The sequence below is a fragment of the Streptomyces sp. NPDC058663 genome (assembly GCF_042716745.1).
GTDB lineage: Bacteria > Actinomycetota > Actinomycetes > Streptomycetales > Streptomycetaceae > Streptomyces.
Map to the genome: position 1 here is coordinate 13,475 of NZ_JBHXRV010000063.1, position 16,176 is coordinate 29,650.

The 16,176-nt window shown below is 69.8% G+C and carries 12 protein-coding genes and 1 pseudogene; 7 read left to right on the forward strand and 6 right to left on the reverse strand.

From position 1 onward, the window contains the following. The first annotated feature begins 93 nt into the window (after positions 1-93). Both ACFWVV_RS33325 and ACFWVV_RS33330 read left to right on the forward strand, forming a co-directional pair. Positions 94-960 carry a GNAT family N-acetyltransferase gene (locus tag ACFWVV_RS33325; RefSeq protein WP_384356796.1) on the forward strand — a complete coding sequence of 289 codons (867 nt, stop codon included), beginning with the start codon at positions 94-96 and terminating at the stop codon, positions 958-960. Positions 961-1,281: 321 nt separating this feature from the next. Beyond that, complete coding sequence (locus tag ACFWVV_RS33330; RefSeq protein WP_384356838.1) at positions 1,282-2,241, forward strand: ATP-dependent DNA ligase; 960 nt, start codon at positions 1,282-1,284, stop codon at positions 2,239-2,241. Positions 2,242-2,426: 185 nt separating this feature from the next. Here the strand turns inward: ACFWVV_RS33330 and ACFWVV_RS33335 are convergent, their stop codons facing one another. After that, entirely contained in the window at positions 2,427-3,227 is an 801-nt protein-coding gene (locus ACFWVV_RS33335) for a DUF6585 family protein (protein WP_384356793.1), read from the reverse strand. Between the two features lie 314 nt (positions 3,228-3,541). Here ACFWVV_RS33335 and ACFWVV_RS33340 point away from each other — a divergent pair, with 314 nt between their 5' ends. Continuing rightward, entirely contained in the window at positions 3,542-4,300 is a 759-nt protein-coding gene (locus ACFWVV_RS33340) for a MerR family transcriptional regulator (RefSeq protein WP_384356790.1), read from the forward strand. 202 nt (positions 4,301-4,502) lie between these two features. Beyond that, positions 4,503-4,799, forward strand: a complete 297-nt coding sequence (locus ACFWVV_RS33345) for a hypothetical protein (protein WP_384356787.1) — start codon at positions 4,503-4,505, stop codon at positions 4,797-4,799. 491 nt (positions 4,800-5,290) lie between these two features. Here ACFWVV_RS33345 and ACFWVV_RS33350 read toward each other — a convergent pair. The 3 genes and pseudogenes from ACFWVV_RS33350 to ACFWVV_RS33360 all read right to left on the reverse strand — a co-directional run. Beyond that, positions 5,291-5,485 (reverse strand): annotated as a pseudogene (locus tag ACFWVV_RS33350) (ATP-binding protein); the annotation flags it as partial. Positions 5,486-5,815: 330 nt separating this feature from the next. After that, entirely contained in the window at positions 5,816-6,511 is a 696-nt protein-coding gene (locus ACFWVV_RS33355; RefSeq protein WP_384356784.1) for a DUF998 domain-containing protein, read from the reverse strand. 521 nt (positions 6,512-7,032) lie between these two features. Then, positions 7,033-7,797: a hypothetical protein gene (locus ACFWVV_RS33360; protein ID WP_384356781.1), complete on the reverse strand. Its 765-nt coding sequence runs from the start codon at positions 7,795-7,797 to the stop codon at positions 7,033-7,035. 774 nt (positions 7,798-8,571) lie between these two features. Between ACFWVV_RS33360 and ACFWVV_RS33365 the strand changes: the two genes are divergently transcribed. Together ACFWVV_RS33365 and ACFWVV_RS33370 are read left to right on the forward strand one after the other, a co-directional pair. Then, complete coding sequence (locus ACFWVV_RS33365) at positions 8,572-9,114, forward strand: VOC family protein (RefSeq protein WP_384356778.1); 543 nt, start codon at positions 8,572-8,574, stop codon at positions 9,112-9,114. A gap of 449 nt (positions 9,115-9,563) precedes the next feature. Beyond that, the gene (locus ACFWVV_RS33370) at positions 9,564-10,430 is read left to right on the forward strand and encodes a universal stress protein (protein WP_384356775.1); all 867 of its coding nucleotides are present in this window, start codon (positions 9,564-9,566) and stop codon (positions 10,428-10,430) included. 119 nt (positions 10,431-10,549) lie between these two features. Here the strand turns inward: ACFWVV_RS33370 and ACFWVV_RS33375 are convergent, their stop codons facing one another. Then, a complete protein-coding gene (locus tag ACFWVV_RS33375; RefSeq protein ID WP_384356772.1) occupies positions 10,550-12,934 on the reverse strand; it encodes a phosphoketolase in 2,385 nt (794 codons plus the stop codon). Positions 12,935-13,132: 198 nt separating this feature from the next. Next, complete coding sequence (locus tag ACFWVV_RS33380; RefSeq protein ID WP_384356769.1) at positions 13,133-14,050, reverse strand: universal stress protein; 918 nt, start codon at positions 14,048-14,050, stop codon at positions 13,133-13,135. A gap of 379 nt (positions 14,051-14,429) precedes the next feature. Here ACFWVV_RS33380 and ACFWVV_RS33385 point away from each other — a divergent pair, with 379 nt between their 5' ends. Next, on the forward strand, positions 14,430-16,175 hold the full coding sequence (locus ACFWVV_RS33385; RefSeq protein WP_384356765.1) for a GAF domain-containing protein: 1,746 nt from the start codon (positions 14,430-14,432) through the stop codon (positions 16,173-16,175). Position 16,176: the final 1 nt, after the last annotated feature.

Sequence of the window (16,176 nt, forward strand, 5' to 3'; positions counted from 1 at the left end):
GGCCGAGCACGCCGCCGCGGGCCTCCGGGCCGGCGGCCACCGGGGAGTAAAACCAGGTGCGGCCGGTCGCCGCGGTGGTGTGGGATGCGGGACATGAGGATCGTTCTGAACGAGCTCGGCGTCGATGGGTTGGCCGGGGTCCTGGATTCCCTGCGCGCATGGCAGGACGACCGCACGCCGTTGCAACTCCATCCGGGAGATCTCGGCTGGGCCTGGACGCTGGGTGCGGAGAGGCTGGCCCCAGCCGTCCGCACCTGGAGCGTGGACGGGCGGATCGTCGCCGTCGGGTACCTGGACGCCCCCGATGTGCTGCGCCTGACGACCGCACCGGATCTGCGGCAGGACGGTGAGCTGGCGCGCCGGCTGCTGGCGGACCTCGATGATCCGCTGCGCGGGGTCCTGCCGCCCGGGAAGGTCGGCCTGGAAATCCCCGACGGCGCCCTGCTCCGCGACGTTCTCCTGGAGGCGGGCTGGATCCTGGACGAGCCGTGGACGCCGCTGCGCCACGACCTCGCCGAGCCGGTGAAGGACTCCGGCCTGCGGATCGAGGTAGCCGGTCCGGAGACGGCGGGGGTGCGGACCGCAGTGCATCGCTCGGCGTTCGGCAGCCCGGCGTTCACCGAGGAGGTGTGGCACGTCCTCGCGGCGGGGCCGGTCTATGCCGGCGCCCGCTGCCTGATCGGTTACGACGACCAGGACAACGCGGTGGCCGCTGCGACAGTCTGGTCGGCCGGGCCCGGGAAACCCGGTCTGCTGGAGCCGGTGGGCGTGCACGCCGACCACCGCGGCCGCGGCTACGGGACGGCGATCAGCGTCGCCGCGGCGGCGGCGCTGCGTGAACTGGGTGCATCAAGCGCACTCGTCGCCACCCCGACCTCGAACGCCGCCGCAGTCGCCGCCTACAGGGCAGCTGGATACGAGCCGTCGTCCGAACGGCTGGACGTCAGTCGAACCGCCTGAGAATGATCCAGACAGCGGTATCGGACAGACCGCGTCGCCGACCCCCGCTGGACCCGAACGTCCTTGGAGGACAGGGAGTACGGATCGCCACCGACCTCCTCGCCTATACCGACGGATCCCGGGAATGACCGAGCCCCATGACAGCCCTCCCGGCTCCGGCACTTGGATCTCAGCACGTGCGACGTGCGCTCGAACCAGAGCGGAGGGCTGCGTTCGCACAGGAGGATCAAGCTGACGTCCCGTCGTGCGAACCGGGGGCCGAACGGAGGAGATCCCCGGCCTGCGCGTGTGCATGACCCGGGCAGCGGCCAGGCCTGGGGCATGGTCACCCTGCCGCGGTTCGCCCCGATGCTCGCCACTCCCGGCTCGTTCCCCGCCCTGCGGGAGGAGCACCTGTGGAGCGCCGAGGCGAAGTACGACGGGCAGCGCGCGGTGGTGTACCTGCCGGGTGACGGCACCGTGATGCTGCGCGCGCGATCCGGTGCCCCGATCACAGCCGCCTATCCCGAACTCGGACCTCTGGGCCACGCTCTGGGGAAGGAGGCGGCCGTGCTGGACGGCGAGATCGTTGCCCTCGACGCCCAGGGCCGGCCGGACTTCGAACGCCTGCAATCACGAATGGGGCTCGCCGGCGCTCCGGCCAAGGCTGCCCGCCTGGCCGCACAGAATCCCGTCCACCTGATCCTGTTCGATGTCATGTACCTGGGCGGCCGTGAGGTGACCCCCCTCCTCTACACCGAGCGCCGCCGGATCCTGGGGGATCTCGCGCTGCGCGGGGCGCACTGGTCGACCCCGGCCGCGGTGACCGGGCATGCCCGGGAAGCCTTCGCGCTGACCCGTGAGCACGGCTGGGAGGGGCTCATCCTGAAACGGACGGACTCACGGTACGAACCGGGCGTGCGCTCCCGCTCGTGGGTCAAGCTGCGTCACCAGCGGACCGCGGACTGTGTGATCGGCGGCTGGGTGCCGGTGCGGGGCACGTCCTCGCGCCTGCCGGGTGCGGTCCTGGTCGGCGAACCGCTGGAGGGCGGCGGTCTGCGGTACGCGGGGAGCGTCGGCACCGGCTGGTCGGAGCGCGAGCGCACCGAGCTGGCGCGTCTGCTGGCGGTGGCCGCCATCGCAGACTGCCCCTTCACCACGCTCCCGCCCGTGCCCGCGGCCCGATGGGTGCTGCCGCGACTGGTCGGCGAAGTCCGCTACGCCACCCGCACCCGCGCCGGACTCCTGCGCCACCCCGTCTGGCACCGCCTGCGCCCCGACCTGGCACCCGAACATCTCTGACGCCCCCCACCCCCGGCACACCTCTGCCGCCCAGGGACGGCCCGGCGCCCGTCTTACGAATGTGGCATTCTCTCGTGGCCGGGCCGGGCCGGGCCGAGTTGAGTTGGGCCGGGTTGAGTTGAGTTGGGCCGGGTGGGGACAGCCACTGCGGCACTGCCGTTGCCGGGGCGCCGGCCTTCGCCGGATCAGACCGGATCGCCTGGTCGCGGTCCCTTCCGGACCGCCTGCTCGCGCATCATTGCGGCGAGGGCCAGGAAGATCGAAAGATTCTGGACCATCTCCACGGGGAGCCTGGCCCACGGCTTTCCGTCGCCGTGCCGACGGATCTCCAGCCAGCCTTGTTCCACCGTGACCCGGCCGACCTCGCGCCAGCCGAGCCGGTGGTCGAGGTACCCGACACCGGCGGGATCGAGGTGGGCCCCGAAAAAGTCGACCTGTTCGCCCGCCTTCAACCGGTCCCAGTCCTGCGGCAGCCGTACGCGCGTGAATTCCTTGTCCAGCTCGTCGATGAACCGCGCGGCCCCCTTGTACGCGTCGTTCACCGTGATCTCGGCACCCTCACGGGGACGCACCCGGAGTTCGTGTGTGGTGGCGCTGGTGATCCCGTTCGTCACTGTGGTGCTGCGCCGCCGGACGCCGTCGATCTCGTCCCATGAGTATGCTTCGGGCACCTGCCCGGCGATCTCCCGGACGATGCCGTGCTGGTAGTGGCCCACCCAGACCTGTGCCTGCCGTCTCGTGAGTGCGAGGAAGAGCAGATACCCGGCTGCGGCGACGATGGCAGTTCCCAGGATGAGCAGCGGCAGCCCGTAGTACCAGGCGCCCTGGCTCCGCCGGCCCTCCACCGCGGCCGAAACCCCCAGAGAGAGCACCGGCAGTCCGACCAGTGCCGGCAGCAGCACCACGATCCACGGGAAGCGCTTGGGCTCGGTCCACACCAGTCCCTGGCGCGACCCGAGTTCGAAGTCCCGCGCGACTCTGTGCATGGTGGGTGGAACAGGGGTGGAACCACGATCCGACACAAGCCCCCCAAGGCCAGACAGCGGAGGGCCATTATCGGGGAGAGGAGCCCGTACGGGAAGGGCGTCCCGTCCCGGCACACCGGTTGTGCGAACGTTCGCCACACAGTCGCTGACCGTCGATGGCCACTGTCGTCCACCTCGGGTCTGGAATACGACCGGCGTCGCGGCCACTGCGAAGAACATGGGCTACGAGGTTGAAGTTGCCGTTGCGGCAGCTCCTACCGTCGTGACCAGGGCCGGAGAAACCGGCCCGGCGACACACACGTGCAGGAGTGGCGATGGACTGGCCGATCTCAGAGGTGGCCCGGATGTCGGGCGTGACCGCCCGGACACTGCGCCACTACGACGAGACCGGCCTGCTGCCGCCGTCCCGGATCGGCGCCAACGGGCACCGCTACTACGAGGAGCACCAGCTTCTGCTGCTGCAACAGATTCTCGTGCTGCGGGCGCTGGGCGTCGGGCTGCCGGAGATCGGCCGGATTCTGGCCGAGCAGGTCGACGAGGTGGACGCCCTGCGCGAACACCACCGGCGACTGCTCGCGGAGCGGGACCGGCTCGATGCCCTGGCCGGCACCGTCTCCCGCACGATCGCCGAACTTGAGCAGTCCAGGAAGGACGGCAACCCCATGACCATCCACCGACCGGAGAACCTGTTCGAGGGTGTCCAGCCCTCCCAGTACGCGGAGAACATGCGCGACTTCCCGGAGCTCGCCGAGGAGGTCGGACGGCGCGCCGCCGCGATGAGCCAGGCCGACGCCGACGCCGGGCACCGTGAGCGCACCGCGCAGATGATCCGGCTGGCCGAACTCATGGCCGCGGGCCACCCGGCCGACGCCGAACCGGTGCAGGCCGAGATCGACGCCCAGTACCGGGCGCTGACCCAGCTGCGTGCCGTCTCCGTCGAGGAGTACCGCGCCATCGGACGCGCATGCGTGGACAACGACGCCTGGCGCACCGCCTACGAGGCGATCGCTCCGGGTCTGTCCGCGTATCAGCGCGACGCCATCGAGGCCTACGCCACCACCGGGCTGGACTGAGACACGGCGCAACCGCCATCGACGGGCCGGACCGCGATGGCGGTTGCGCCGTGTCACGGTGGGCCGACGATGTGCGCCCCGAGGACCGCTGCGGCCGCCCCGACAGGGTGCTGCCCGTTCTCGGGCTCCGGCTCACTTTCCGTGGAGGGCTGACTGAGTGTGCGGTCAGTGGTGTGTAGTGGGATGGCCGGACTCTGCTGCCGTGACCTGGGAGTCCGCCTTGATGCCCGTGTATTCGTCGTTGACTCATGCCTTGGTTGAGGCTCTGGTCGATGTCCTGTGGTTCGTCGAGCGCAGTGAAGATGAACAGATGGATCCGGACGACGCAGTCAAGGTCATGGAGGGCGTCGCCCACTTGGTCAGCAAGCTGTCGAGCGATCAGCAAAACAAATTGATCAACCTGCTTGGAACGATGGCCGATGCCGAGTCCGACCCGGCGCGGCGCGAGTTTCTGGAGGGGTTCCCGGAAGGTTTCGGGCTCCTTGAGGGTGGGGTCTGACCTGTGCTTTACGAAGAGAGCAGGACGCATTTGCGGAGAAGGACGAAGCCGGCCCGGCCGAACATCTGGTGTTCGAGCATCTTGATTCGGTTGACGTGGCCTTCGACGACGCCTGAGCTCCAGGGCAGGGTGAGGCCGGCGATGACCGCACCGCGGTGACGGTCGATGCCTGCGGCGAGGCCGGGGGGCGTCTCGCTCCACGGTGCACCGGACCGGGGCGCGGGCGGAGAGGAAGGCACCGGGCAGCTGGTCAAGTGGAAGCTCGAAGGGGAGGGTGTGGTGGGCTGGCCCCTTCGGTTCTCCGTGAGTTGTGTGCGGACCGCCCGCCGGGTCGCGCCGGGGGAAATAATGCGGCTACTTGTCAGCCCTGCAGTAGTGGGGATGCGGAGGCGGGAGTCCCGGGTGCCGCCGGGGTCCTCCGCGAGCATGATGGACATGATGACCCGCTTGCCGACGGGCTCCCGCTGGAGCGTGAAGGTCTGGCAGAGGGCCACTACGATCTCCAAGCCGTGCTGACCGATCCGCGTCGGGTCCGGCGGCAGTACCAGCGGCAGCGTGGTGCTGCTGTCCCACACGGTGACCTGGACGGCTCCGTCCTCGACCGTCAAGGACAGCAGACACGGCCCGGGCGCGTACGTGCGGGCGTTGGTCACCAACTCGCTCACCGCGAGCTGCACCATGCCCATCGCCCGAATGAGACACCGCCAGCCCGTGCTCGGCCGGGACGGACCCGAGGAACTCACGCACGAGAGCACGCGCCTCAGCGATCTCCGCACTGCCCTCGAACGCGGCGGACACGGCTATCGGACGGGATGCCAGGGGGGGTGTGCAGGGGTTGGAAAGAGGGCGGAGGTATGGACCTGCCGGAGGTTCGTCCGCCGGACCGGGAGCCCCGTGCGGACGGATGCCGGTGCGGCGGGCTGCGTGCCCTGACCTGGCCGTCAGCCGTTGGCCGGGGTATGACCGTGACTCGAGGGAGCTCTTCGGGAGGCTGCCGTGAGTCCGACAGGGGCCCATCACTGCGCGGGCGGCTGCGGGTGGTCTGTCAGGACGGCCAACAGGACGAGGAGCTGCCAGGAAATGAAGGAGTACACGGCGAGCCGTTCCCACGCGCCGTCGTCGAGGAGCACGGGAGCGCCGGTGGTCATGTTGACGACGAGCATGGCCGCGGCCGCGACGCCGAGGGAACCCAGTGTGAGACCTGACTTCCGTATCCAGCCTGCCCGCGGGCAGGTGCGGAGCACGTACGAGGCGGCGAGGACGGCGGTGTTTCCGCCGAGGATGGCCATGGCCGCGCCGATGACGTGCGGCAGGGGCGTGCCGTCGTCGGACAGGGGTGGGGCGGAGGGGAACAGGGCAACGAGGGCGAGGCCCGATCCGTGGACGAGGGACAGCCACACAAAAACCGACCGCCCGCGGCCCGGGGTGAAGGCGTGGCTCGCGCACAGGGCCGCGAGGACGAACAGCAGCCCCTGATGGGCGAATCCGAGGTTCATCACGGGAGCCAGCGGCGAGGAGCCCGCACGCGGTGACGGCGGCGCGTGCCCCAGGGGCGCTTCGCCCATGGCACCGAGGTCACTGATGTAATCATGCAGGTAGCTGTAGTCCGCGACCGCGCGTGCGGTGATCGCCTCGGAGAGCAGGTACCAGAGGCCTCCCAGTGCCCACAGCACACCGGCGAACATCAGGAGCTGGCGGGCCGATCGGTCCATGGCGCTCCTCACGAAATCTTCTCGCCCCACCGTCCGCCTGGCGGCAACCGGCCCCCGAGTGAGCGCTTGGCTGTGAGCGGACAGTGTGACAGTTCTTGCTCCAGGAGACCGCCGGACGTCTGGCTGCCCGTGTCGGGTTACTGGTCCGATGGTGTGATCAGCAGCGATCCATGCGTGACGGAGCGCAGCGGATGAGCTGCTTACTGGCAGGCGCGTACAGGTTCGGAGGCGCGCCGTCGACTTGAGCAACTCCGCAACTCCGCAACGCCGGTAGGGAGGCCGGGGCCCGTACGGAGAGCGGTCCTTCACGGCTGTCTGAGGCCCGGGCGGCCTGGCCGCCGTGATCTTCCACGACCACCACGGCGGCACGAAGATCCGGGAGATCCGGGAGATCGAGCGCAAGTACCACGTGTCGTGGCGGACGGTCCGCGTTCGCGGGCACGTGACGTACACGCGACGGAAGTGCCCCGCAGTTCCCCTCCCTCACCAGGGAGGGAGGGGAACTGCGGGGCCCGGGCCGTTCAGGCCCGTGTGGTGGGCTGTCTGCGTAGCCGCACGAGCCCGTGGTTCCCACACCCCGCACTCGACATCGCCCAGCCGAGGACTTCGGTCAGCCAGGCCAGTGCCTCGATCGACCACTCGCGGACCGTGCAGTCGACCTGGCCGAGGAACTCCAGCGGTACGTAGGGAGATCCTCGGAATTCGACCGGCCCCGGGGCGGGGCGGTCACTTACTGCCAGTACGGCTGCGCCACCGAGCCATGTTTGAGCCGTCGCGGCCACACAGGCCACGTCCGCACTCTCGCCACCCTGGCCGGCCGAGGCGTACAGCTCGATGCCGGTCACTTCCGACCGGTCCGGGTCGGAGAACTCGAACCAGTCGCGGTCATGGGCGAACTCCATCGGGTCACGGGGGAACCGGCCCAGCGGGATGAGGAAGTCACCCTCATCGATCCGCGGTGTGCCGACCTTCCTGAGAACCCGGTCGAGCACGGCCCCGATCGGCTGCAGCGGAAGTCTGCCCGGTGCCGATTCGGCAGTGTCGACCTGCAGCCAGATCAGTTCGGGTGCGTCGGAGCTTCCGGTCCACGAGTCGCCCGCGTCGTGATGGCTCCAGCTGACCCGGGGTGATTCCCTCGCCCCGTGGAACTCCGTCAGGCCCTGCATGACGCCCTGTCTGACGATCAGGCTGAACGCGTCGTCGTCCCGGCCGTCCGCGTACAGCCGGTCGGCCCACCCGTGAAGTTCGATCGAGCCCGTGAGGCTGACGATCAGTGTCGAATCCATACCGGTCAAAGGAATCACCTACCGACTGGGCCCGGGGCAGGCAGGGGTCCGACTGCGGCGCCACGGCCGAAGACCGAACCCCGCTCCGGCAGTGAGTTCTGGCACGTCAAGTGGTTGTTCCATCTGCTCATCCTGCCGTTGCACAAGTTCGGCCGCACGCACATATGCGCGCCGGCTCCGCGCTCTGATTCTCTGGACCGGAGCGACGAGCGGCGCTGGTCCCGGTGACGTTGATTCTCGGGTTCTGGCTCACATTCCGTGAATCCCCCGCTGAGTGACGTTCGTCGGGCGGACAGCACCTCGGGAAGCTGCCTGAAAATGATCCGTCCCCAGTGCGGTGGGGCTGACAGTTCGGCCCGTGGAAGACGTGCTGCTCCGGCTGGAAGAGTTGCTGTTCCCGTCAATCGCAGGTGTGGCCGTGCTGTCGGTCGACGTGAACGATGAGGCGGTACGCATCGAGGCCCGAAGTACGGTGGCCGGGTCCGGGACGCCCCGTTGGACGGGTTCCACAGGGTTTGGTCGCCCAAGTCGTAGTACTGGCTCACCTCAGCCTCTCACTGCTGGTCATAGGGGGGCGACATTACGGACCGTCAGCCCTCCACGGAAAGTGAGCCAGAGCCAGAAGTCGCGAACAAGTCCCTGAGCGCGAGGTGGGCGAGAGAAGGAAGCACGACGAGGATGGTGCGGGTCTCGTGTGTGATCTGGGTCAGTGGCTGTCCTAATTGAGTTCTAGGGTCGTCACATCGCGCAGGACCACACGAGAGGACGAGACCGATGAGTCACACCGCACCTGAGGGTTACACGAGCGTTGCACCGTGGGTGGTCACCGACGACACCGGCGCACTGCTCGACTTCATCACCGCTGCGTTCAACGGCGAGGAACTCGCACGGGTGCCGGTCGAGGACGGCACCGTCGGCCATGGCGAGATCCGCGTCGGCGACACCGTTGTGCTGGCTTTCGACCGGCGGCCCGACTGGCCGGTGATGCCCTCGCTGCTGCGTGTCTACGTCGCGGATGCGGACGCCGCCATGGCGGCTGCGGTCTCGCACGGGGCGCAGGTGATCACCGAGGCCGCTGACAGCGCGTGGGGGGACCGCGGCGGCCGGGTGCGGGATCCGTTCGGCAACATCTGGTGGGTGATGAGCCGGGTCGAGGACGTCTCACCGGACCACGCCTGGGAGCGCATGTCCGAGCCGAAGTACACCGAAGCCATGCGCATGGCCCAGGAGACTCTGGATGCCGCATTGAGTGGCCGGAGGTCAGGGGTGGCAAGCGCCCCGCAGCGCCCGGCCCACGAAGATCGGCTTCCGACCTGACCGCATACGACGGGAGTTGAGACCGGCCGGGGTGCCTGGCTGTGACGAAGGTATTGGTATACGGGTTCTCGACCGGAATCGCCTGCGGCGACGGGTGCTTCGTGTGCTGGTCCACCGTCGTCAGTCATCTGTCTGCCCATGCACTCTGAGTCGCCTGGCCGGTCGACTCGTCGTTGCCAGAAAGACGGAGCCAGTCGGCACACGTGAGGCAAGTGCCCGACCCGGTCAACGGCCGGACACCGCGGCCTCCCCCGCACGCCGCCCGCTCGCCGGCCGTCCCCCCTCCACAAGGCACCAGTGGGCCCATGGGGCCCACTGCTTTGGCCCGCTCGGCCCAAGCGCCAACCGCCGACGCGTTGCGAGGCTTTGCGTGACCACGTGACCACGTGGTCACGTGGTCACGTCCGTCCGCTGGAGTACCAGCGGCAGCGTCAGCACCGGGAGGCAGCATGTCCGGCACCATCACCGTAGGACTCGACGGAACCGATCACGCACTGTCAGCAGCAGACTGGGCGGCCGAGGAAGCGATCCTCCGGGGCGGGAGCCTGCGGCTGGTGCACGCCTGGGCGTGGCGTCCCGCCGACGTGGCATACGTCGGAGACCGCCCGGCGGAGGAGCGCGGAATACGCAACGTGCTCAACGAGGCCCAGGCCCGCGTGGCCAGGAAGTATCCGAATCTGGGCGTCACCACCGAGCTGCTCGTCGGCGACCCGGTTCCCACTCTCCTCACCGAAGCCGCCCGTGCCGGGATGCTGGTCATGGGTTCACGCGGACGCGGCGCTCTGGCCGGATTTCTGGTCGGGTCCGTCTCGCTGCAAGTACTTCGCCAGGCGGACGGACCGGTTGTCATGGTCAGGGAACCCAGTTCTTCCGTGCCCGCGCGGCACCCGGAGGTCGTGGTCGGCGTTCAGGAGCTCGGGCATGTCGGCGCTCCCCTCCTGGAGTTCGCCTTCGCTGCCGCGGCAGAACGCCGCGCGTCCCTGAGGGTCGTCCATGCCTGGAGCGTTCCCACAGCCCTCGCTTGGAGTCCCGGTGTGCTGTACCTGGTGGAGGAGGCGGACGGCCTGGCCCAGATCAACAAGGAGGTCCTGGCGGACACCCTCAGGCCGTGGCAGGAGAAGTATCCCCAGGTGGAGGTCATCGAGCAGTTCGAAATCGGCTCGGCCGCCGAGGTCCTGCTCTCCCACAGCGACCGCGCGTCCCTCATGGTCGTCGGGCGCCGCAAGCAAGAGAAGGGACTGCGCCGCATCGGGGCTGTCACCCATGCCGTCCTGCACCACGCGTCCGCCCCCGTAGCGGTCGTACCGCACGACTGACGGCAACGGCGCCCGACGGCGCCCCTCCGCATCATCCACCGGAGGGGCGCCCGGCCCGGTGCTCCCCCGACGCGGGCCCGTCGGCCGGCCCGCCCGCGCCGGTGTCCGCGCGCCGGGTCTCAGCCGGTCCAGGACCAGTCGACGACCTCCGGAAGGTCCGTGCCGTGCTCCCGGATCCAGCTGTGGTGCCGCATACGGATGTCCTCCCACTGCTGCCTGAGCGCCGCGGCCCGCACCGCGAGACCAGGAACCCGGTCGATGACGTCCATCGCGAGCCGGTAGCGGTCCAGGTCGTTGCGGACCACCATGTCGAAGGGTGTGGTCGTGGTGCCCTCCTCCTTGTAGCCGCGGACGTGCAGCTGGGCGTGGCCCGTGCGGCGGTAGGCGAGGCGGTGGATGAGCCAGGGATAGCCGTGGTAAGCGAAGACGACCGGCTTGTCGGTGGTGAACAGGGCGTCGTACTCGGCGTCCGGCATGCCGTGCGGATGTTCCGCCGCGGGCAGGAGGCGGGCCAGGTCGACCACGTTCACCACGCGCACGCCCAGCTCGGGCAGATGACGGCGCAGCAACTGCGCCGCTGCCAGCACTTCGAGTGTGGGCACGTCTCCCGCGCAGGCCAGTACGACGTCCGGTGTGCGGTCCTGGTTCTCCGTGCCGGCCCACTCCCAGATGCCCGCGCCGCGCGCGCAGTGGCCGCGGGCCTCCTGAAGGGTCAGCCAGTCGAAGCAGGGCTGCTTGCCCGCGACGACCACGTTGACGTAGTCCCGCGAGCGCAGCACGTGGTCGGCGACGGAGAGCAGGGTGTTGGTGTCCGGGGGCAGGTAGACCCGTACGACCTCGGGCGACTTGTTCAGGACGTGGTCGACGAAGCCGGGGTCCTGGTGGGAGAAGCCGTTGCTGTCCTGGCGCCAGACGTGCGAGGTCAGCAGGTAGTTCAGGGAGGCGATGGGGCGGCGCCAGGGCAGCCGGCGGGTGGTGCGCAGCCACTTGATGTGCTGGTTGACCATCGAGTCGACGAGGTGCGCGAAGGCTTCGTAGCAGGAGAAGAGACCGTGCCTGCCGGTGAGGAGGTAGCCCTCCAGCCAGCCCTGGCAGGTGTGTTCGGAGAGGATCTCCATGACGCGGCCGTGCCGGTCGAGGTGTTCGTCGACCGGAAGGGTCTGTTCCTGCCAGGCTTTCCCGGTTGCTCCGTAGACGGAGTCGAGCCTGTTGGACGCGGTCTCGTCCGGGCCGACGAGGCGGAAGTCGCGCCGCTCGGCGGTGTTCTCCATGAGTACTTCCAGGAGGTCGCCCAGGACCCGGGTGGGCTCGTGCGTCGTCGCACCCGGTTTGTCGACCTGCACCGCGAACTGTTCCAGCGGCGGCACCGGGAGTGCGCGCAGCAGGAGCCCGCCGTTGGCGTGTGTGCTCGCGCCGAGCCGGAGCGCTCCCTGCGGTACACCTTCCAGGACCTGCGTACGGGGCCTGCCCCGGTCGTCGAAGAGTTCCTCGGGCCGGTAGGAGCGCATCCACTGTTCCAGCTGGGCCAGGTGCTCGGGGTTCTCGCGTACGCCCGGCAGCGGCACCTGGTGGGCGCGCCAGGTCCCCTCGACGGGGAGGCCGTCGACTTCTGCGGGTCCGGTCCAGCCCTTGGGGGTGCGCAGCACGATCATCGGCCAGCGGCGGCGTTCGGTGGCCCCTTCGTCACGGGCGGCGCGCTGAATGTTGTTGATCATGGCGAGCGCGGTGTCCATGGCGTGCGCCATCGCGCTGTGCACCTGGAGCGGGTCGTCGCCCTCGACGTGCAGGGGGTCGTGGCCCAGCCCGCGGAGCAGGTCGTCGAGTTCGTACGAGGGGAGCCTGGCGAGCAGCGTCGGGTTGGCGATCTTGTATCCGTTGAGGTGCAGGATCGGCAGGACCGCGCCGTCGTGCACGGGGTCGAGGAACTTGTTGGAGTGCCAGGACGCCGCCAGCGGCCCCGTCTCGGCCTCGCCGTCGCCGATCACGCAGGCGACGAGGAGGTCCGGGTTGTCGAAGGCGGCGCCGTAGGCGTGCGAGAGCGCGTAGCCGAGTTCGCCGCCCTCGTGGATCGAGCCGGGGGTCTCGGGTGCCACGTGGCTGGGCACGCCTCCCGGGAAGGAGAACTGGCGGAACAGCCGTGCCATTCCCTTCGCGTCCCGGCTCACTTCGGGATACGTCTGCGAATAGGTGCCCTCCAGCCAGGAGTTGGCGAGGACGGCGGGTCCCCCGTGTCCGGGGCCCCACACGCAGAGGGTGTCCTTGTCGCCGGCCTTGATGAGCCGGTTGAGGTGGGTGTGCACCAGGTTGAGGCCCGGTGACGTCCCCCAGTGGCCGAGCAGCCGGGGCTTGATGTGCTCGGGGCGCAGGGGCTCGGACAGCAGGGGGTTGGACATCAGATAGATCTGGCCGACCGCGAGGTAGTTCGCCGCCCTCCAGTGCGCGTCGAGCGCTGCCAGCTCCTGCGGGTCGAGGTAGGCGGCGGACTCCTGATCGGGCTTCGGCATCGCGTAGTCCCTTCATTGGCGGTGGACACGTGGGACCGCCGGGCACGCGGGACAACGGCGCGGCTGACGGGGCCAGTGTCTCGACCCTGAGCCTAGGGCCGCCCTCCCGCTCGGAACGAGGGGCCGATCGGCCCTTCTCGGTTCCGGGAACTCCGCTCTGCTCGCTGTGCGGCACCTGGGTGCACCGGACGCGAGGGGTCAGTACGTGGCCGAGCCGCCCTCGGGGGGGACCACGATCAGGGGGCAGGTGGCCCGGTGCAGGAGCACGTGGCTGACCGAGCCGACGAGCATGCCCCGGAAACCTCCGAGTCCCCGTGATCCGACCACCAGGCACCGGGCGTGTGCTGCGGCACGTGCGAGGGCACGCGCCGGGTGCCCGTACTCCACCTGGTGCTCGATCTCCACCTGGGGGTATTTCTCGGCGCAGCCCGTGGTCGCTTGCGCGAGTTCGGCCCGGGACCGGTTCTCGACGTCGTCGTCCTCGACGCCCGCCAGCCGGCCGGAGTGGTGGTGGCGGACCACCACCGCCTTCAGACGCGACCCGGTCAGCGCCGCCTCCTCGAAGGCGAACATCATGGCTTCCTGGGCATTGGCCGAACCGTCGACGCCGACCACGACCACGTGCGAACCGGCGCCCGTCGGCCGGGGCCCACGTATCACCGCCACCGGACATCCCGCGTGCGAGGTCAGGGTGACGCCCAGCGGGGAGACCGAGAGCACCTGCTCCGCCATGTTCAACGGCCTGGCTCCCACCACCAACAGACTTGCTTCCGGGCCCTGTTGGACCAGCACGCGGGCACGTGGTCCGTCAGAAGTGCGTGCCACGATCTCCAGGGCCGGGTGGTTCTTGTGCACGAGCTCCGCCGCCTCGCGCAGCAGCATCTCCCCCGCCGCACGGAAGCGCCCGCTCCAGGTGCGCTGAGGGTGCGCCCCGTGCGGTTGCGGTTCCGCTCCGGGAGGCCACTCGAGGGCGTGCACCAGGCGCAAAGGCAGGTTGCGCAGCAATGCTTGCTCCGCGGCCCAGGCAACACCGGTCCTGCTTGCCTCGGACCGGCTCACCCCGGCGACGACGGGCTTCGGGCCATGCGTGCTGGTGGTGGCGTGAACGGTGGTCATTGCGGGACTCGCCTTCAGTGGGCAGCGACTGCTTCCGGCCGTCCTCAGCCTGCTGCCGACGAATCTCCAGGACGAGGGGCCAACAGGTACCCGCAGGGGGCCGAAGGTCCCGCAGGAGCGCGCTGTGCACGGGGACTTCGCTTCGCCGCCCTCACGACCGGTGCGTGATCGTCCCGCCGACGGCCGCTCGCGCCGCCGCGCTGCCGTACCGTCGCGCGGGCCACGCCGCCGCGCCGCCGTGCCGAGGCGTGGGCCGCACCTGCGGGATGCACCCGCACTTCGGCCCCTCCGACTGCGCTGTCGGGGACCCCGAACAGTACGGTGAAGGCAGAGGGCCTGGTTCGATCCGCTTTGTCAGCAGTGTCGGTCGGAGGAAGCCATGAGCGGGGATGGACACGACGGTTCCGGGGAGCATGTGCCCAGGCTGCGGCTCGACGAACTGCTGGGTGAGCTGCAGGTGCGCATCGACGCGGTCCGGGGCACCCGGGACCGACTGCACAGCCTGCTGGAGGCCGTGTTGTCGGTCGGTCGGGAACTCGACCTGCCACAGGTGCTGCGCAGCATCGTCGAGGCCGCGGTGGTGCTGGTGGACGCCGAGTACGGAGCGCTGGGCATCGTGGGCGAAGACCGGACTCTGTCCGACTTCCTGACCGTCGGCATCGACGAGGCGGCGCAGTCGGAGATCGGGGCTTCGCCCAGCGGACACGGACTCCTCGGGGAGTTGATACGGCACCCGGAGCCGCTACGGCTGGCGGAGCTGTCGGATCATCCGGCTTCGTCCGGTTTTCCGGCGCACCACGCGCCGATGCATTCCTTCCTCGGTGTACCCATCCGGGTGCGCGACGAGGTGTTCGGGAACCTCTACCTCACCGAGAAGCGCAGCGGCAGGACCTTCGACGCCGAGGACGAGTCCGTCCTGTCGACCCTGGCGGTGGCCGCCGGCGTGGCCATCGAGAACGCACGGCTGTACGAGGAGACCAGGTCGCGCGAACGGTGGCAGCGGGCCAGCGGGACTGTCACCAGCATGCTCCTGGCCGGTGCGCCGAGCGCCGAGGTGATGGAGCTGATCCTCGACGAGGCCCGGAGAATCGTCTGCGCCGACATGGGGCTGATCGCTGAGCGCGTGCCGGGCGAGGAGACGCTGCGGCCTGCCCTCGCGGTCGGACTGGGCAGAGAGGAACGCAGCGGCCTGGTGCTGCCCACGGGGCACGGTTTCGTCGCAACCGCCCTCGGGGCGGCGGATCCTGTGGTCAGCGCCGACATCCAGCACGATTCCCGCACGGGCGGAGGCGAAGCTCACTGGGCAGGGCTGGGCCCCGTGGTCGCGGTGCCGCTCGGCGTCGGCGGGAAGCCGCGGGGGGTACTGCTGCTGGGACGTGCGCCGGGCGGTACCCCCTTCGGCGAGGTGGACACCGGGCCGCTGCTCGGTTTCGCAGACCAGGCGGCGCTGGCGCTGGAGCTGGCCGAGCGGAGGCGGGAAGCCGAACAGATCACGCTGCTCCAGGACCGGGACCGCATCGCCCGTGACCTCCACGACCTGGCCATCCAGCGGCTCTTCGCCGCCGGTATGACCTTGCAGAGCACCCAGCGCTTCGTGGATCACCCCGAGGGTACGGAACGGCTGACACGGACCGTCGACGATCTCGACGACACCATCAGGATCATTCGGTCCACGATCTTCGGCCTGCGCACCCACGGCGGGGGCGGACGGGAGAGCGACGGCTTGCGCAGCCGGGTGTCCGAGGTGGTCATCGCCTCCGCCACGTCCCTCGGATTCCCGCCCGCGCTGCGCATCGAGGGGCTCGTCGAAACCGACGCCCCCGGCAGCATCGCCGATCACGCGGTCGCGGTGCTCGGCGAGGCGCTCAGCAACACGGCCCGCCACTCCGGAGCACGGGCGGTGGACGTGCACCTCCGGTGCGCCCGTGGCGACCTGAGCCTCACGGTGACGGACGACGGCTGCGGGGTGCCGGAGGGCGCCGGGCTCAGCGGCCTGAAGAACATCGAGGAGCGCGCCGTCACCCTCGGCGGAACGCTGACACTCGGCGAACGGCCGGAGGGCGGCGGCACGCGGCTGGTGTGGCGGGTTCCCGTGAGCGAGGACGGGGCCACGCGCGAAAGTTGAC

Excerpts from the sequence above, each read along its gene's own strand:
- ACFWVV_RS33325 (WP_384356796.1), top strand. The coding sequence starts at position 94 with ATGAGGATCGTTCTGAACGAGCTCGGCGTCGATGGGTTGGCCGGGGTC.
- ACFWVV_RS33330 (WP_384356838.1), top strand. The coding sequence starts at position 1,282 with ATGGTCACCCTGCCGCGGTTCGCCCCGATGCTCGCCACTCCCGGCTCG.
- ACFWVV_RS33335 (WP_384356793.1), bottom strand. The coding sequence starts at position 3,227 with ATGCACAGAGTCGCGCGGGACTTCGAACTCGGGTCGCGCCAGGGACTG.
- ACFWVV_RS33340 (WP_384356790.1), top strand. The coding sequence starts at position 3,542 with ATGGACTGGCCGATCTCAGAGGTGGCCCGGATGTCGGGCGTGACCGCC.
- ACFWVV_RS33355 (WP_384356784.1), bottom strand. The coding sequence starts at position 6,511 with ATGGACCGATCGGCCCGCCAGCTCCTGATGTTCGCCGGTGTGCTGTGG.
- ACFWVV_RS33360 (WP_384356781.1), bottom strand. The coding sequence starts at position 7,797 with ATGGATTCGACACTGATCGTCAGCCTCACGGGCTCGATCGAACTTCAC.
- ACFWVV_RS33365 (WP_384356778.1), top strand. The coding sequence starts at position 8,572 with ATGAGTCACACCGCACCTGAGGGTTACACGAGCGTTGCACCGTGGGTG.
- ACFWVV_RS33370 (WP_384356775.1), top strand. The coding sequence starts at position 9,564 with ATGTCCGGCACCATCACCGTAGGACTCGACGGAACCGATCACGCACTG.
- ACFWVV_RS33375 (WP_384356772.1), bottom strand. The coding sequence starts at position 12,934 with ATGCCGAAGCCCGATCAGGAGTCCGCCGCCTACCTCGACCCGCAGGAG.
- ACFWVV_RS33380 (WP_384356769.1), bottom strand. The coding sequence starts at position 14,050 with ATGACCACCGTTCACGCCACCACCAGCACGCATGGCCCGAAGCCCGTC.
- ACFWVV_RS33385 (WP_384356765.1), top strand. The coding sequence starts at position 14,430 with ATGAGCGGGGATGGACACGACGGTTCCGGGGAGCATGTGCCCAGGCTG.